The 17911-nt window shown below is 34.4% G+C and carries 17 protein-coding genes; 3 read left to right on the top strand and 14 right to left on the bottom strand.

Going from position 1 to position 17911, the window contains the following annotated elements; translation table 11 throughout:
• Window positions 1-62 precede the first annotated feature (62 nt).
• The 5 genes from AR685_RS00955 to porQ form a co-directional block, all read right to left on the bottom strand.
• Entirely contained in the window at window positions 63-560 is a 498-nt protein-coding gene (locus AR685_RS00955; protein ID WP_059123451.1) for a hypothetical protein, read from the bottom strand.
• 2 nt (window positions 561-562) lie between these two features.
• Window positions 563-871 (bottom strand): phage holin family protein, encoded by a 309-nt coding sequence (locus AR685_RS00960; RefSeq protein WP_059123452.1) that lies wholly within the window; start codon window positions 869-871, stop codon window positions 563-565.
• Between the two features lie 76 nt (window positions 872-947).
• Complete coding sequence (locus tag AR685_RS00965) at window positions 948-1298, bottom strand: YtxH domain-containing protein (protein ID WP_047443998.1); 351 nt, start codon at window positions 1296-1298, stop codon at window positions 948-950.
• A gap of 91 nt (window positions 1299-1389) precedes the next feature.
• Complete coding sequence (cmk, locus tag AR685_RS00970; protein WP_047443999.1) at window positions 1390-2061, bottom strand: (d)CMP kinase; 672 nt, start codon at window positions 2059-2061, stop codon at window positions 1390-1392.
• A 206-nt stretch (window positions 2062-2267) separates the two neighbouring features.
• Window positions 2268-3260, bottom strand: coding sequence for a type IX secretion system protein PorQ (gene porQ, locus AR685_RS00975; protein ID WP_047444000.1), 993 nt, complete (start codon window positions 3258-3260; stop codon window positions 2268-2270).
• A gap of 165 nt (window positions 3261-3425) precedes the next feature.
• On the opposite strand from porQ, the gene pyrH reads away from it, so the two are divergent.
• On the top strand, window positions 3426-4133 hold the full coding sequence (gene pyrH, locus AR685_RS00980) for a UMP kinase (protein ID WP_047444001.1): 708 nt from the start codon (window positions 3426-3428) through the stop codon (window positions 4131-4133).
• A 101-nt stretch (window positions 4134-4234) separates the two neighbouring features.
• Entirely contained in the window at window positions 4235-4789 is a 555-nt protein-coding gene (gene frr, locus AR685_RS00985) for a ribosome recycling factor (protein WP_047444002.1), read from the top strand.
• A gap of 59 nt (window positions 4790-4848) precedes the next feature.
• Here the strand turns inward: frr and AR685_RS00990 are convergent, their stop codons facing one another.
• The 8 genes from AR685_RS00990 to AR685_RS01025 form a co-directional block, all read right to left on the bottom strand.
• Window positions 4849-5496, bottom strand: coding sequence for a hypothetical protein (locus AR685_RS00990; RefSeq protein ID WP_131777581.1), 648 nt, complete (start codon window positions 5494-5496; stop codon window positions 4849-4851).
• A gap of 62 nt (window positions 5497-5558) precedes the next feature.
• Window positions 5559-5897 carry a hypothetical protein gene (locus AR685_RS00995; RefSeq protein WP_059123454.1) on the bottom strand — a complete coding sequence of 113 codons (339 nt, stop codon included), beginning with the start codon at window positions 5895-5897 and terminating at the stop codon, window positions 5559-5561.
• A gap of 128 nt (window positions 5898-6025) precedes the next feature.
• Complete coding sequence (locus AR685_RS01000) at window positions 6026-6886, bottom strand: hypothetical protein (protein WP_047444005.1); 861 nt, start codon at window positions 6884-6886, stop codon at window positions 6026-6028.
• A 155-nt stretch (window positions 6887-7041) separates the two neighbouring features.
• The gene (locus tag AR685_RS01005; protein ID WP_059123455.1) at window positions 7042-7245 is read right to left on the bottom strand and encodes a hypothetical protein; all 204 of its coding nucleotides are present in this window, start codon (window positions 7243-7245) and stop codon (window positions 7042-7044) included.
• Between the two features lie 11 nt (window positions 7246-7256).
• The gene (locus AR685_RS01010; protein ID WP_059123456.1) at window positions 7257-7850 is read right to left on the bottom strand and encodes a hypothetical protein; all 594 of its coding nucleotides are present in this window, start codon (window positions 7848-7850) and stop codon (window positions 7257-7259) included.
• A 124-nt stretch (window positions 7851-7974) separates the two neighbouring features.
• Entirely contained in the window at window positions 7975-9429 is a 1455-nt protein-coding gene (locus AR685_RS01015) for an LptF/LptG family permease (protein WP_047444006.1), read from the bottom strand.
• Between the two features lie 67 nt (window positions 9430-9496).
• Window positions 9497-10144, bottom strand: a complete 648-nt coding sequence (locus AR685_RS01020; protein WP_047444007.1) for a LolA family protein — start codon at window positions 10142-10144, stop codon at window positions 9497-9499.
• A gap of 61 nt (window positions 10145-10205) precedes the next feature.
• Window positions 10206-12725 carry an FtsK/SpoIIIE family DNA translocase gene (locus AR685_RS01025; RefSeq protein WP_059123457.1) on the bottom strand — a complete coding sequence of 840 codons (2520 nt, stop codon included), beginning with the start codon at window positions 12723-12725 and terminating at the stop codon, window positions 10206-10208.
• Between the two features lie 236 nt (window positions 12726-12961).
• On the opposite strand from AR685_RS01025, the gene ccsA reads away from it, so the two are divergent.
• The gene (gene ccsA / locus AR685_RS01030; RefSeq protein WP_059123458.1) at window positions 12962-16297 is read left to right on the top strand and encodes a cytochrome c biogenesis protein; all 3336 of its coding nucleotides are present in this window, start codon (window positions 12962-12964) and stop codon (window positions 16295-16297) included.
• 116 nt (window positions 16298-16413) lie between these two features.
• Here the strand turns inward: ccsA and AR685_RS01035 are convergent, their stop codons facing one another.
• Window positions 16414-17886, bottom strand: coding sequence for a PLP-dependent aminotransferase family protein (locus tag AR685_RS01035; protein ID WP_047444010.1), 1473 nt, complete (start codon window positions 17884-17886; stop codon window positions 16414-16416).
• Window positions 17887-17911: the final 25 nt, after the last annotated feature.

The raw sequence follows: 17911 nt of genomic DNA on the forward strand, positions 1-17911 counted from the left end.
TAGAAATATTAAATAGAGTTTACATTAAACTAAATTTTAGATTCTAACTTCTAACTTCCTAGTTATATTAGTTGTTCCATACTGGATACACTCTTAGTTTTTTGATAAGCTTCCAGTTTTTTTCTGACAAATTTTAAAGCCATCGGTGCGACATAAATCAAAACAGCTCCTAACACTTTCTTTTTCCAGTTTGAGCTTCTCATGTTTTTCTTTGCATAATTGGCCACAAATGCAGTTACGGCAAGTTTCACAACGGTATCCATTGCATCACCTTTAAATGCGCTTCCGGCAATTCCCATTGCTGTATTTCTGTTCAGTAATAAATCTTTCACTTCAGAAGTCAATTGTTTAGCGATTACATCTTTTCTGAGAACTGTAGTCTCTTCACCGTCATCATCAATTTTTTCTTTCAGATATTGATCGGTCATTCCGTTTGTAAATGCGCTCAGGCTTTCTTTTGTGTTTTTGAAAGTCAACAATCCTTCCAGATCTTCAATTTCACCTTTCAAAAGCTTTTTCTTAATTCTTAGTTCCTCTAAACTACTGTAGTTTCTGCCCATAATTAGTGATTTAAAAATTCAATTACTTTATCTGCGATACTGTTTACAATGCGTTTTTTAAATGCGACAATTATGAATGTTATCACCAAATAAAATGCTGCAACGATTAAAAATCCGTAAGAAGTATTATTTAATAGTTTACCGATAAAAAATGCCAATCCAAAATTAAAGAGGATGATAAAAAAAGCAAAGGCAACTAATAAAATAACAAGATAGGCAATGACTCCAGCAGAAATTGATGATTTTTCTGTCGCCTGTATTTTCAGCAAATCTATTCGCTTAGATGCATATTCTTTTATAGTTTCAATCATTGTTTTTTTTTAAAGTTACAAAAAAAGGAACTTTAATTTGGTCAAAGTTCCTTTTATCATTTAAATTAAAATGAATTTATCTTTTAAGATCATTCAATCCTGTTTCAACATCTTTTACAATGTCAGTAGTTTTAGAAACAATCTGATCTTTGTATTTATCGTAACCATCTTTTACTGTATGAGCCACGTTACTTGCTGTTTCTTTGAATGTAGAAGATATGTTTCCATATTGATCTTTTACTTTTTCAGAAACTTCTCCGTATTTGTTTTTAGCTTCTTCCTTAAGGTCGTTAGCTTTTGTTTTGATTTTTTTTCTAGTTTCTTTACCTTCTTCAGGAGCATATAACATTCCTAAGATTACTCCCGCTGCTGCACCTGCAAGAAGACCCGCTAAAATACCTGCTGTATTATTCTCTTTTCTAGCCATTCCTTGTTTTTTTAATTATTGTTAATAAATATTTTATACTTTAAATCTTACAATTAATATACCAAATGAATATTCTGAGCTATAAAAATTGTTATTTTTTTAAATGTGAAAGGATACTTTCTATTGTCTCTTTCTTAGTAAGCATCGTATTATCGATGACAATTGCATCATCTGCTTGTTTTAGAGGTGCAATTTCACGTTCACTGTCTATCTTATCTCTGGCAATTAGATTTTCTCTCACCTGTTGCTCATCAGAATCAATTCCTAAGCTCAGCAGTTCCTGATGTCTTCTTTTGGTTCTTTCATCAATACTTGCTGTCAGAAAAAATTTAAAATCAGCATTTGGCAGTACGACTGTGCCAATATCTCTGCCATCCATAATGATTCCTCCTTTCTCTGCCAAATTGCGCTGAGTTTGCAGAAGAAAATCTCTAACTTCTTTTTGTTTGGCAATAAAACTTACGTTATCAGAAACTTCGTTGGAACGAATTTCTTTTGATACATTGATATGATTTAAAAACAAAACCAATTCACCATGATCATTTTTAAATTCAAGTTCAATTAATGAAAAAGAATTAAAAAGCTGTTCAAGGTTTATTGTTTGATCTTCATTATGACAATTCTGAAGGGCAAACCATGTGATACCGCGATATAAAGCTCCGGTGTCGAGATGGACAATTCCTAATTTTTCGGCAATAATTTTTGAAATGGAACTTTTTCCTGTAGATGAGAATCCGTCAATCGCGATTACTGGTTTTTTCATAAGACAAAGTTCAAGAAAAATTCTGAAAAATTCAAAAAAATATAAGATTTAACTCGAAAAATACTCAATATTATTACAACTTAATTGTAACGCAAAGCCGGAAAAATTTTTCTTAGCTGTTAACTGTTTTTTACGTTCACCACGACATTTACTCAGCAAACACCAACAAGGTCAACGTGTATCTAATGTTTGAATTTAATATAAAATCACTCTCCCTGGTGACCGCTCAGATCCACTGAAATCCCGATTTGATTGACATTGGATGAATTGTGATATCTCACGTGCGCGTAATCGATACGAAATTTTGAAACTTTAAGTCCGAAACCTGCAGAAAGTCCGGAGAAATTTCTCTGGTCTGCAACCGCCAATTCATTACCTCTTCTTACATTATAACCTATCCTGAAGTTGAAACTTTTTTCAGGAAAAAGTTCTGCACCTAAAGAAAAGTGATCAGCAATTTTCCTCCCGATATTAACTTCCTGTCCGTTCACGTTTAATTCTGAAGAAATATCAAATTGTTGTAAATCGTGTGCAGTAATGGTAATTGCTAATGGGAAAGCTTTCAAAATCTTGGTGTATCCCAAATCTATTCTGAAAGGAAGGTTCTCTCTCTCTCCATTGAATGATTTAAACTGATATCCAAAATTTCTAAGAACTACAGAAACTACTTCTTTGCTTTGTTTCGGATGATAAGTAACTCCTAATGTTCCTGCCAACGCAGAAGATGTGTAAGTATCTATTTTTGATGTAATGAAATTTAAACCACCACCAATCGTCCAGTCTTCTTCAAACTGGTAGGCATATCCACCGCCAACAGCAACATCCGAGGCTGAAAATTCTCCCATCTCAAAACCACTGTCATCCGTTCGCGGAATATTTCCGTAGCTCATGTAACGCGCATTCACTGTTACCATATGACCGTTATCAAGATCTTTGGCAAAAGCGATAGTTCCATATTTTGAATCTGCAAGATATGCAGTTGCATTTACAGAAAGCTGTTTATCTGATTCTTTATTAAGTAAAGCAGGATTGGCAATAGCAAAAGAAACATCATGATCTCTCATGGTAATGGCATCACCGCCTAAAGCAGCTTGTCTTGCAGAAACCGGAATATTCAGAAACGGATATACGTTTGTTCCAGTTTGTGCAAATGAAACAATTCCCGAAAGAAATAGTGAAAAAATTAGAACTTTCTTCAAATCAGTAATTAATTAATGCAAAAATAATCCTTTTTCGTACTTATCAAAATATTTAGAACATTATTTACTATTAAATATTTTTCTTTTTTCAATATTTATAATGATTATATTTGCAAAGTTAATTTTCGACGAAATTAATTCTCAAAAACTATTATAAATTTAAAGATGAAATATAAAAGAATCCTTCTAAAACTGAGTGGTGAGGCATTGATGGGGAACAGACAATACGGTATCGATCCTGAAAGGCTGATGGAGTACGCTCATGAAATTAAAAAGGTAGTTGACTTAGGTTGTGAAATTGCCATTGTAATTGGAGGAGGAAATATTTTCCGCGGTGTGGCCGGAGCTGCAGCAGGAATGGACAGAGTACAAGGTGATTATATGGGAATGCTTGCAACTGTCATCAACGGTATGGCATTACAAGGCGCTTTAGAAGACGCAGGAATCAAAACAAGACTGCAATCTGCCATCGAAATGGACAAAGTAGCTGAACCATTCATCAAAAGAAGAGCGGTGAGACATCTTGAAAAAGGTAGAGTAGTAATCTTCGGAGCGGGTACAGGAAACCCTTATTTTACTACTGATACAGCAGCAACTCTAAGAGCTATCGAAATAGGTGCAGATGTTATTCTAAAAGGAACTAGAGTAGACGGAATCTATGACAGCGATCCTGAGAAAAACGAAAATGCAGTAAAATACAATTCATTATCTTTCGACGAAGTTTTCGAGAAAAATCTTAAAGTGATGGATATGACTGCATTTACTTTAAGCCACGAAAACAAATTGCCGATCATTGTTTTTGATATGAATAAAGATGGTAATTTGGTGAAGATTGTAGAAGGAGAAAATGTAGGAACCTTAGTCAATATTTAAAAAAGATAAAAGGCAATAGTAAAAAGTATTATTTAGTAAAATATTAATTTATTACTTATTGCTTACAAAAAATGTGTAACCTTTCAAATTTTTATTATATAATGGAAGAATTAGATCTTATCGTAGAATCTGTAAAACATGATATGGAAGCAGCTGTAAAGCACTTGGATCATGCATTTCAAAGAATCAGAGCGGGACGTGCGTCTACAAATATGGTTCAGGATGTGATGGTAGAATATTATGGTGCTCCAACTCCTCTTAATCAAGTTGCCAACGTTTCTGTACCCGATGCGATGACCATCTCTATTCAACCTTGGGATAGAACGGCAATCAATGCTATTGAAAAAGCGATTATTAATTCTAACTTAGGTTTTGCCCCTTCAAATAATGGAGAAAATATTATTCTTAATGTTCCACCTTTAACAGAGGACAGAAGGAGAGAATTGGCAAAACAGGCCAAAGGAGAAACTGAAGATACGAAAATCGTGGTAAGAAACGCAAGACAAAACGGAATCAAAGAGCTGAAAAAGCTAGACGGTATTTCTGAAGATGCTATAAAAAGTACTGAAGAAGAAATTCAGGTACTGACAGACAAACATGTAAAGCTTTGTGATGATCATCTTAAGACAAAAGAAGCTGAAATTATGAAAGTATAATTTTCAGTTTTATTTTATACAAAAATTGGCTTCGAAATATTCGAAGCCAATTTTTTGTTTTAGAGACATTTAATGCTTCCCTTTTTACCTTTATTTTTAATGAGTAATTCGAAAGTTTCCAGAACTTCATTTGCAGAACAATTCTTATTTTCGTTGTTAGGAATAGTTTCAGGATTTGGTTTGTTTGCAACGCTTGATTTTATCGTAAACTTCTTTTCTAAACATTGGATGATTTTGTTGTTTGCAAGATAAATACGCTGTTGTGTAACTTCATCTTTTGTTTCCGGTTTTTCTGGTGAACCACCATCAAAACTCCAGACTGTCTCATCTTTGAATACAAAAAAAGGCTGATCATCACTGATGAAATATTTTTCTACCGAAGAAAAATGACTGTCAGCAGTGAAATATTTGATTGCTTTTAAAGTTCCTTTTTCAGAATAATAAACGACATCACCGGATCTTTCTTCGCATTCAAACTTAAAACTGACAGAATCTAATGTCTTTGTAGTGAGTTTTGAATTGACAAGATCGTATTCTTTTTTTATTCCGTCAATTGAACTTAAATCATTTTGCGAACGTAGAGAATCTACATTTGATTGTATGTTTAAGCTGTCTGCCGGGTTAGAATTCTCAACAGTCTTTTGTTGATTTTCTTTTTTACAGGAAATAATCGCTATGAAACCTGAAATTAAAAATAGTTTTTTCATTGTTTCCATTTTGAGATTGGGCTTTTGCTACAACAAAAAATGTGCAAGTCAATTTTATGTATTTAAAATTTAGCTTCAAATCCTGTTTTTAAAGCTTTTCTTTCAGCTTCTGTTAAACTTCTTTTATTAATTTCTTCCCAAATCTTAGCAGCCTGATCAAATGATTCAATACCTACTGTCCTTACATTCGCAGCCCAAATTAATATGGTAAAATCTTTTTTATTGTACAAAGTTTCTCCGAATTTGATGAAAGGGGCATCACTATATTTTTCTTCAATTCTCTTTGAGAAATCCAGCTTGCCACCGATGCTTTCTTTTCTGATATAAGCTTCTTGATCTGCTTGCTGAGCAAATCCGAAAACACCTGTTGAGATAAATAAAATGAATAATAGCTTCTTCATGGCTGAAAGATTTGGATAAAATTAATTTAAAGATATGAAATTCGACAATCTTACCGTTAAACATTCTCAACTTTATCATAAAATCAAAATGCAGCTAAAATTAACTGCACAAAATGTAATTTGAATTTCTAATTTCTAGGTTCGGCTGAAATTCTATATCCATAAAACTGAGCCGGATTGTTCTTAGAATATTCTTTCATTAAAGCAATCTTATTCTTGGGAGTTATCCAAATACTGACAGGAATATCATTGTTGATTGATTTTTTAAAATTCTCTAAGTATACATTCTTTAAATTGGCTGTATTTGATTCAGAATATTGAGGCTCACCATACAACTTAAACAGGTAATTATACAGAAAATCTCTGTCCATCTGGTTGATCTGATCTGAACTGTAGTTGGATGAATTATTCCATGAATTTCCTACCAAAACATAGGGGTAATTTCCTTCAAATGCTGAATACACTGACAGGTTATTTTTCAGTAACGCATTTGTGTAACCTACTGAATTTCCGCTGGCCTGAAAATTATTCCAATTGATGGTTAAAAAGTCATTCTTGTCGGTCACTTTTAAAATAACCTGATCTTTGTAAATAACTTTACCTTTCTTATATCCCACGATGCCTGCGCTGTATTCTCCGGGAAAATAAAAATGATGATTAAATGTGGTAACACCTACGTTGCCATTTTCTAACTTCTGAAAAAGTTTTTTTGTCACGTGGCTGTCAGACATTTTAAAGACCAGTGAATCTAAATGATACTCAAGCTCTCCAAAGTAGGAAGACTGGCTGTTCTGATCAAGTTTAAACTGGAAGCTCTCAAAGATATTACCTTGTGATTTGTCGGCAGTAATTTTAATCCCCAGTTTCGTTAGATTTTCATCATTAACAATTGTTTCTTCCTGATTAAGATTATCAATCAGCTCATCTGTCCCAGAACAGGAGAGTAGTACAAATCCGAAGACAGAAACTTTTAAAATGTTTTTAAGCATAGTTTTTTTTGATTAAATAATCACTTATTCTTGAATAAATTTATTTTGCAAATATAATGTTTATGGCACTTTCAGCAAATTTACAATGAGAATATTTATTTATAAAAAAAAGCAACTGCGTACGCAGTTGCTTGATTAATTTTCAAGGATAAAGATTATTTACAGTTTTCATTATAATCTAAAATTACTTCGTCAACAATCTGAGGAACATGAGACATTACATCATCAATCCGATTTTTAATAAATTTTCCCAGGCCTGATCTTTTCTTCTCATCTTCTTTCAGCGATGCATATGCACCACTACAGATTTTTTCTTTCACATAGCTGCAGTCTGCAGTAATAATTTTAGATTCTTGCAAAGTCAGTTCCTTCAGTTTACTTCCTTTTTTAGTATAAATAAAAGAAGGATTTTCCTCATTCTTTCGGTTTCTTTATCGGCTTTGTTGATCTGGTTCTGGCCTGCAGAGAAAGTCGTGGGATAACCGTAGAGTTTATATACTTTAATTTTACCGTCTGTCACCACTTCCGCAAACTGATTGCTTTTGGTAAGATTGTTAAAGGCTTTGATGTTACCGCTCAATCCACTGGTTGCTGTGTTAAAACCTTCTTTGGTATTGGTGTATTTCACAACTTCAAAATGCCTCTCAACATTACTGTCATCATAAGCAACATATTCTTTCAGATCATCAGAATCCACTGTTTTGAATTTCTGTTTTTTCTTTGATTTGTCGATATCAGCAACAGCAATAAATTTTGCTTTTTTCTGATTTACCCACGGACTCATATCGTTGGCCGCCAACCTTACAATTCCTTCGATTTTCTTTCCGCTTTTGTCGATAACATATCCAAACTTTTCGTCAGCCTTCAGTTCGTAATCTGTATTTTCTTCTTGAGCGTAGACAGTCGTAGTCATTAAACTGAACAGCCAAACCGTAAAATTTTTCTCATTATTAATTTCATTCAAATTAGTCTATAAATATGAGATTTTTATTTGAAATGTAAATATTCTATGTTTTTTGAGAAAGATTATACCAGAAACCTTCATTAAATAACAAAAAAAAATCCGGAGACAAGCTCCGGACTGACATTTACTGATATCTTTGATGTTCTTTATTCTTTACAAAAAGTTTCGTAATTGGTTTAAAGAACGTTTTGTATTTCTCAGAATCGAATAGTTGAGAATCTGTTAGTGCTTTATAAGTCATCAAAACTCCGAAAGGGAATAAGATGATATTTGGAAGCCACGCTGCGAGATAAGGACTCATTTTCCCTGACCAGGCAACATTTTCAAAACCGACATTAATCACATAAAATATAATGAAAATAACGATTGCTACAATTACCGGAACTCCCATTCCTCCTTTTCTGATAATGGAACCCAAACTTGCACCGATCATAAAGAAAATGATACATGTAAAAGAGTAGGAGATGATCCGCTGCTGATAGATAACTACTTTGCTAAAGTATTTGACGCTCGAATCGAGCTCCAATTCTTTAGATTCTAGCGATGATTTTAGATTATCTAGTCTGTTGTGTGCATTGTAAATCAGCTCCAGTTTTTTATCAACTTTTATAGTATCCAATTTATACTGTTGTTTTATGGGAGCTTTAGATTTATTTTTATCCATATAACTAACTACTGCATTGGTTTGGGATATGAGCTCCGTGCTTACATTGGTTGCCAATTTAGCATTATCTTTCCTTGTTTTATCAATGGTGGAATATAATTCATTGAATGTCTGGAAGCGATAGTCATCAGTAATTCTCTCCTGTTCAATAGCTTTATTGATAATTTCACTAACATCAAAATGCGAAACCAGAGTGTCAAATTTTATTGCCTGATCAGGTTGTTTTAATCGTACATTCTCGGCTTTTCCTGCGTAGCTGTCTTCAAAAACATAACCGTCATATAGAACGAGCTGCAGATAATTTTTATTTGGAGGTGTCACAAATTTCCCTTTTTTCGCTACAATTGATTGTTGATTTTCAAAAGTACTTGCTTTTTTATGAATGAAAATTCCTTCAAGATTTCTTCCGTCTTCACCTTCAATTTTATCAAATTTCACCATGTATCCAGGAATCTGATCAATAAACTGACCCGGCGTAAAATTCAGGGCTGGTTTAGTCTGAGCAATATTGAAAAGCATATTCTTCGCTTTCCGCTGAAAATCCGGAATAATATTGTTGGAGAAAAAATAAAGTAATATAGCGAGCACTGCTGCTACTCCAAAAAGAGGCATCATGACACGTGTTAAAGATATACCGGCGGCTTTCATGGCCGCAAGCTCATATCTTTCACCCAATTCGCCGAAAGACATGATACTCGCCAAAAGTATCGTTAAAGGTAAAACCATACTGACGACACTTACTCCCAGATAGAAAAGAAGTTTCATGATCTGAAACGTGGTAAGCCCCTTTCCCATAAACTGCCCGAGCTGAATCCATATAATGTTTACAATAAAAATGAAAAACAATACGCTGAATATAAATAAAAACGGACCAAAAAAGGTTTTAATGATGTATCGGTCTAGTAGTTTAAACATTTGCCAAAATTAATGAAAAAGCCACAAAGTTTCCTTTGTGACTTTAAATTTTAATATTTATTTAGAATTATAATTCTGTAACAAGATAATTTTTAAATTTATTCTTATCAAAAACAAACATATTAGGGTCCAATTGCTGATTTTCTTTATACTCCTTAATAGAAATCACCGCAATGTCTTTGTTATTACCGTGCTGCTCCAATTTCAGCATTTGTTTTTTTGCCCCATCGATATAAATATAGATATATTTCAAACCATTTGCTTTTACTGGAGTCAACTTGATGAAATCTGCACTTACTCCATCAACTGTCTTTTTGCCATTGTACGAAACGTTGTAATCATTTCTATATGAGGTTAAATAGTTAATAGGGGAGAACATCGTTGAGCTTTCATTAGGTTTCGCTACCGTGACTTCCTTATCTTCTGTATTGATATTGTAAATTTTGCTGCCATCGAAAATCTGTTCCGTTTCCATGATTTTCAGTTTGTATTTATCTCCTGCTGTGTAATAAATTCCAGGTTCGTTTTTACTTACAACACCATTTACACCGCTACCGAAAGCAAATTTAAAATAAGAATTTTTTTTAGATTTATAATTAGCCGTTACATCATCCAGTATTTTTTTCGCTTTGGCATCTATTTTCTGAGCCTGAACGAAAGCCATACTTCCCACTACAAAACTTCCAATTACTATTTTTGAAATTATTTTCTTCATTTTTTTCTAATTTTTCTACTACTTAGACAGTTTCTACTATTAAAAGTTAAAATGTACGTTTTTAACTTCGCAGGTCTTCCAAAAACTGTTCCAAAGAATTTAAATCACTGATCAAAACCTCTCTGGCTTTTGCCCCGTTAAATCCGCCAACAATACCGCTTGCCTCAAGCTGATCCATAATTCTTCCCGCTCTGTTGTAACCCAATTTCAATTGTCTCTGAAGCATTGAAGTAGAACCTTGCTGTGTAGAAACAATAATTCTCGCTGCTTCATCAAATAACTGATCTTTTTCATTTGGATCAAAAGATCCAACAGAACTTGTCGCTTCTTCGTTGACGTATTCAGGCAACATAAATGCCGAAGCATATCCTTTCTGTTCACCAATAAATTCGGCTAATCTTTCAACTTCAGGAGTATCAACGAAGGCACATTGAAGTCTTAAAATTTCATTTCCGTTAAAATAAAGCATATCCCCTTTTCCGATCAGCTGATCTGCTCCCGGAGAATCCAGAATAGTTCTTGAATCAACACTCGAAATTACTCTAAACGCCGCTCTCGCAGGGAAATTAGCTTTAATCATACCCGTAATTACGTTGACTGATGGTCTTTGTGTTGCAACAATCAAGTGAATTCCGACAGCTCTAGCTAGCTGCGCCAATCTTGCAATAGGAAGTTCAACCTCTTTTCCTGCTGTCATTATCAAATCTGCAAACTCATCGACTACCAAAACAATATAAGGTAAGTATCTGTGTCCGTTTTCAGGATTTAATTTTCTTTCGCTGAATTTTTTGTTGTACTCTTTTAAGTTTTTACAGAAAGCATTTTTAAGTAAATCATATCGCTGATCCATTTCAACGCAAAGAGAGTTTAAGGTATTGATGACCTTATGCGTATCTGTTATAATCGCGTCATCAGAGTCAGGAAGTTTAGCTAAATAATGTCTTTCAATTTTTGAGTATAATGAAAGTTCCACTTTTTTAGGATCTACCATGACAAACTTCAATTCGCTTGGATGTTTCTTATAGAGTAGGGAAGTAAGAATTGCATTAATACCCACTGATTTTCCCTGACCTGTAGAACCTGCCATCAAAAGGTGAGGCATTTTTGATAAATCAGCCATAAAAACTTCATTCGAAATTGTTTTTCCAAACACAACCGGAAGATCCATGTCGGTATTTTGGAATTTCTGCGAAGCAATCACCGAACGCATAGAAACCATCGTAGGATTTTTTCTCGGAACTTCAATTCCGATCGTTCCTTTTCCAGGCATTGGTGCGATAATTCTGATCCCTAAAGCTGAAAGATTCAGAGCAATATCATCCTGCAGTTTTTTGATAGCAGAAACTCTAATTCCTGCTTCCGGTACAATTTCATATAAAGTAACTGTGGGTCCAATAGTCGCTTTGATTTCTGCAATTCCAACGTTGAAGTTTTTTAGGAGTCCAACAATTTTATTTTTATTTTCTTCTAATTCTTCCTTATTAACAGATATCTCTTCATTGCCGTAATCTTTCAGTAAATCTAAAGTCGGCATTTGGAATTGAGCCAAATCCAAACGGTGGTCATACAAACCGTGTTTCTCCACCAGATCATTTGAATGCAATTCTGCATCAGTCAAAATTTCTACAGGCGGTGCAACTTCTACATTAAATTTAATTCCGTCTGATGAAGGTTTGATATCAAAAGCATCTTCAGGTTTTGCAACTGGTATGATAGGTTTTGTATTTAAATCTAAACTAACAGTTGGTGAAGGATCTCGTATTACCTCTTCAAATGAAGTCTGATTAGGTGTTACAATAGCTTCTACGTTTGACGAAGATTGCGCTTCATTGGAAACTTTTGTCACTTTTACTGCATCCTGAACATTTGGTTGATCTGAAAGATCGGTTACGGTTATGTTTGATGATGAGTCCTGAATTTCATTTTCTAATTCCTCATCCGCTTCAAAATTTTCACTTGAATTCGGCATCATCGATTTTACTCTGCCAATTGTATTTTCGTTTATTTCGTTAAATTTTGATTTGATTGAACTTGGGCGAAGATTAAATTCCAAAATAAAATAAAGAGCAATACTTACCACCAAAACGAGCCAAAGACCAACACTTCCGATGATGGCATTCAGAGAATCCATAATTTGGTAACCATACACTCCGCTTAACACTCCTGCGTTTCCTTGACCTTTAGTAATGGCCCCGAAAAAAATAGGGAGCCAGCAGATAAAAAATAAAGAATGCCCAAAAGTCATCCAGGGTTTGAAGATTTTTTTCTTTAAAATCATCGTCCCGAAAACCACAAAAAGAAAGGCAACTATAAATGATGCAACGCCAATACTTTCAAAAATAAAAATATTACCAAGCCAATCACCCAGTTTCCCGAAAATATTGGAAGACTTTATACTTTTATCGAGCATTGTTCCTGATTGACTTTGATCTGATTTCCAATTCATTAAGTAGGAAATAAATGACAACGCCAGAACTCCTGAAAAAACGATAAACGTTAATCCGAAAAAGATGCGCGGTTTTGATAAAATCTTGCCTTTTTCAGGCGACTCGGTCTGTGGTTTTTGTGTTTTCTTTTCCATAATATCAATCCCGGCAAATTTAGTGTTTTTTTAATATTGTGTTTATTTTTTTTCATTAAAACGAAGGTGATTTTCTAAGCTGATTTAGAGATGATTTGAGTTTTTAACAAAGCTTACAATGTTATTAAGAATGATTCAAAATAACGCTTTCATGGTGCTCTAATGACAAAAAACAGCTTTTTTTCTCTCCCTTTCGTTTTATCATCCTTATTTTTGCATGTCAAGTAAAAAAAATCATGAAGAAGATCCAAGATATTCTTATTTCAACCAGAACAATGGCTGTTCTTTTGTTAATTTATGCCTTTTCTATGGCATACGCAACATTTTTAGAAAACGACTATGGAACGCCCACAGCGAAAGCATTAATTTATGAAGCGAAATGGTTTGAATTGATCATGGTTCTTCTTATTCTCAATTTTATCGGAAACATTTCACGTTACCGTCTTTGGAAAAGAGAAAAATGGCCTGTTATGGTTTTTCACCTTGCTTTCATTCTCATTTTTATCGGGGGAGCAATCACAAGATATATTAGTTTTGAAGGTCAAATGGTGATCAGAGAAGGAGAGACTTCTAATGAAATTGTGACTGACAAACATTTCTTTAAAATTCAGATTGAAGATAAGGGTGATGTTCTGAATTATCAGGATGTGCCTTACCTAATGTCACCTTTACACAAAAATTTTGCTGCAACATATGATTTCCACGGAAAACAGGTTAAGGTTAAGACATTAGATTATGTTCAGAGAAAAAAAGACAGTCTGATTGTTGATTCTAATGGTACAGAATATCTTCATTTGGTTTCTACTGCTGAAACGGGAAGACAAAATATTTATATCAAACCGGGCGAAACCAAATCAATCAATGGTACTTTGGTAACGTTCAACAGAGCTATTGAAGGTGCAGTTGAATTTAAAAAGGAAAATGGACAGATTTTCATTAAAACTCCCGTTGACGCCAACTTCATGACGATGGCAACTCAAGCTACAGGAACGACTGTTAAAGATCAGTTCCAACCTTTAGTTCTGAGAAGTTTATATACCATTAATGAACTAAAATTAGTAGTGCCTGAAGGCCTGAGAAAAGGCAAATTGTTAGCTTTTGAAGGAGATAGAAAGAAAGACCAAAATGTTCCAGATGTAATGACTATCGAACTTCAAGGTCCTAAAACAAAACAAATTGTCGATCTCTCAGTTGAAAGAGGAAATCCCAATGCATACAAGCAGGTTTCAATTGACAATCTTAATATCATGGTAGGATTTGGCCCTAAGATTTACAACACTCCTTTCGCCTTAAAATTAGATGACTTCGTGATGGAAACATATCCTGGAAGCTCATCTCCAAGTGCTTATGAGAGTCATGTGAAAATTATCGATCAGGGCAAACAGACTGCGTATAAAATTTATATGAATAATGTTTTAAATTATAAAGGTTACCGTTTCTTCCAGTCGAGTTTTTCACCGGACAGAATGGGAACCGTTTTATCTGTAAATCATGATTTCTGGGGAACTTTGATTTCATATATAGGATATGCATTTTTATTTGGTGGTATGTTTGTAATGTTCTTCTGGAAAGGAACTCACTTCTGGAAATTAAATAAAATGCTGAAAGACATTAACAAAAAACGAGCAGCAGCAGTTTTATTATTGTTTTTAAGTTTCGGTTTCAATGCTCAAAAAATTGAAACTCACGGAACTACAGACGGAAGCAGAGAACACGTGCACGTGGAAGGCGATGGTCACACACATGAAACAGCTCCGCAATCAGTTCAGCCACAGGCAAGCTCACAACAGAACTCTGTAGCAGTACCGTTAACGAAAATGAAATTGATTTCTCCTGACGAGATCATTGCAAGAAATAAAATCAGCAAAGAACATGCAGATAAATTCGGATATCTTTTAGTTCAGAACATTGAAGGAAGAATTGTTCCAATTAATACACAGGCTTTAGATGTTCTAAGAAAACTGTATCAAAAAGATGCTTTCAGAGGGACTGACGGAAAATATCTTACCGCAAACCAATGGTTTTTATCTGTAAATACAGACACTCCAAGCTGGACGATGGTTCCTATGATTAAAATTGATGCAAAAGGGGGGAAAGAACTTTTAAGAAAAACAAAAGCGAACGAAGATGGTTATACTTCTCTGATGAGTCTTTTCCCGGCGGATGCTAACGGAAACTTGACTTATATTTTAGATGAAGACTACAATCTTGCTTTCCGTAAAAAAGCTTCTGAACAGAATGAATACGACAAGCAAGTCATTAAAATAAACGAAAGAGTACAGATTTTCAACGAGTTTTTCAGCGGACAGTTTATGAGAATTGTTCCTGTGAAAAATGACCCAAATCACACTTGGCATTCTTGGCTTGATCAGAAAATGGAACCGGATCAGGAATCTCAACAGGTAATGGGACCTTACTTCGCAGAAGTTCTTCAGGCTCAGAAAACAGGAGACTGGAGCAAAGCTGATGCTGAATTAGCAAAGCTTTCGGCATATCAGCAGAAGTGGGGCAAAAGCGTAGTTCCTTCTAAAACTAAAGTTGATTTGGAAGTTTTCATGAATGAAGTGAATCTTAACTTCAAACTTTTAATTTTCTATACAATAATCGGGAGTTTATTGCTGATTTTAGGTTTTGTTGAATTATTTAAGCCTAATAAACTTTTGAATAAAATCATTAAAATAATTATCTATTCAGGTGTTGTAGGGTATTTCTTTCATTTCTTAGGTCTTGTTGCAAGATGGTTTATTTCAGGTCACGCTCCCTGGAGTAACGGGTATGAAGCAATTATCTTCATCTCATGGATCGGAATTTCTGCAGGATTAATGTTCTACTTCGGATTTGGGAAACCAAATTTGGAGCAGCGAGCTGCTTCGGCCACGATGAGATTAGTCAGTAAAGGAAATACTTCTAATGCATTAATTCCCGCAGCTGGATTTATGGTGGCTGTAATCATGATGGGATTTGCTCACGGAGGTTCAGCCCTTGATCCTCAGATTACCCCACTGGTTCCTGTGTTGAAGTCGTATTGGTTGATTGTACACGTTGCAATTATTACTTCAAGTTATGGCTTCTTTGGACTTTCGATGATTATCGCTGTAATTTCACTTGTATTTTATATCATTTCAAATAAGAATGCATTTAAAATTCATAACGATACAACATTGAAAGAACTGGCAATCGTTTCCGAAATGTCTTTAACGATGGGTCTTTTCGCTCTTACTGTAGGAAACTTTTTAGGTGGAATTTGGGCTAATGAGTCATGGGGAAGATACTGGAGCTGGGATCCAAAAGAAACTTGGGCATTTATTTCAATTATGGTTTATGCTTTTGTACTGCACATGAGATTGGTTCCAGGATTGAGAAGCAGATGGGCATTCCACGTTGCAACAATGTTTGCATTCTGCTCAATGGTGATGACTTATTTTGGAGTGAACTACTACTTAAGCGGATTGCACTCTTACGCAGCAGGTGACCCAGTTCCTGTACCGGCTTGGGTATACATAGGCCTAGCATCAATGCTAATTTTAGCCGTAGTTTCTTACTTTAAATTTGCTGCTTTAAAGAAAAAATAAATTAAATTTATATATTTAAAACTCCCGAAAAAATTAATTTTCGGGAGTTTTTTTTATCTGTGATTCTGTTATTTTATACGGTTTCTACACCAATTAGTTTAATTTATTATCTAATCTTATTTTATATTTTTAGCTAAAATATCAATACTCTTTTCCATCTCTTCGATGCTTAAATTTCCGAAACCTAACCGCATGGCGGTAAAATGTTTATTTTGGTAAAGTAATGTTTTTGGAATGAAAAGATTGTCTTTAATACAATTATGGCTTAGCTGCAAAAGATTCACTGGACTTTTCCATTTCATCCACACTGCCAACCCTCCTGAAGGTTTTTTAAAATCAAGGTGATCACCCATTCGCTGTTCTAAAAGCATGGTGAAATAATCTCTGCGTTCCTTGTATATTTTTAATGATTTTTTTAGGTATCTGTTGATTTCGCCTTCTGCTATCATTTCACCCAAAACATGTTCCATAAGAACATCACCCTGGCGGTCTATAATTCCTAAGTACTTTCGCATTTCATTCATCAAATTTTCAGGGGCAACGATAAATCCCGTTCTGAAACCAGGGACTAGAGATTTCCCAAAAGATCCGATATAAATGACCATTCCATTGGTGTCGGCACTCGCCAAAGGAAGAATAGGACTTTTGTCGTAATTGAAATCATAATCGTAATCATCTTCAAGGATGATAAATCCATACTCTTGGGAAAGCTTCAGTAATTCTAATCTTCGTTGCACGCTTAATGTTACAGTGGTAGGATAGTGGTGATGTGGTGTAAGATAAAGCATTCTGATTTTCTGTTTCTTGCATATTTTTCTTACTTCTTCTACATCTATCCCTTCATCGTCAATAGGTATTGTCTGGATATTGACTTTAGATTTCTGAAAAATCATATTCACTGAAAAATAGCTTAACTCACCAACCAAAACAATATCTCCGGCCGAAAGTAAAATTTCAGAAACAATATAGATGCTCATTTCTGTGCTTCTTGTAATGAGGACGTTATTCTTTGAAATGGGTAACCCTCTTGATATATTTAAATAATGTGAAAGGTTTTTCTTAAAAAACTCGCTGCCGTCGTTATTATAATGCCCTACTTTGTGCGCTTTTCGCTTCAGTGTGGAGCTGTAAATTCTAGAATGATGATCTATCTGGGTAAGTCGAACGTCAGGAGTTCCGTCATCAAAAACAAATTCGCAATTGGAATGTTCAAAAGGATTGTCAAGAATATTTGATGTTTTAAAGGTGAAACCGGTAGATGTTGGGTAATTAACGAGTTGTTTCTTTTCGAAATTTAAAATATTTACAGGTTTCTCATTTTCCTTTCCGATAACAAATGTCCCTTTATTGGGTAGGCTTTCAACCCAACCCTGAGAAAATAATTCATCATATACGGCCACAATGGTATTTCTGTGAACTTTTAAATTGATACTTAAAGTTCTGGTTCCGGGAAGCTTGGTTCCGAATGGAAGAACACCTCTTTGAATAGCATTGATTAATTGAGTTGAAATCTGCATATACATAGAAATATCAGAACTTCTATCAATTGTAATGAAACTCTCGTAAGGAAAATCAACCGGACTACTCATAATATGAAAACTGGCACTATTCAAC

This window comes from Chryseobacterium sp. JAH, assembly GCF_001507335.1.
Lineage (GTDB): Bacteria > Bacteroidota > Bacteroidia > Flavobacteriales > Weeksellaceae > Chryseobacterium.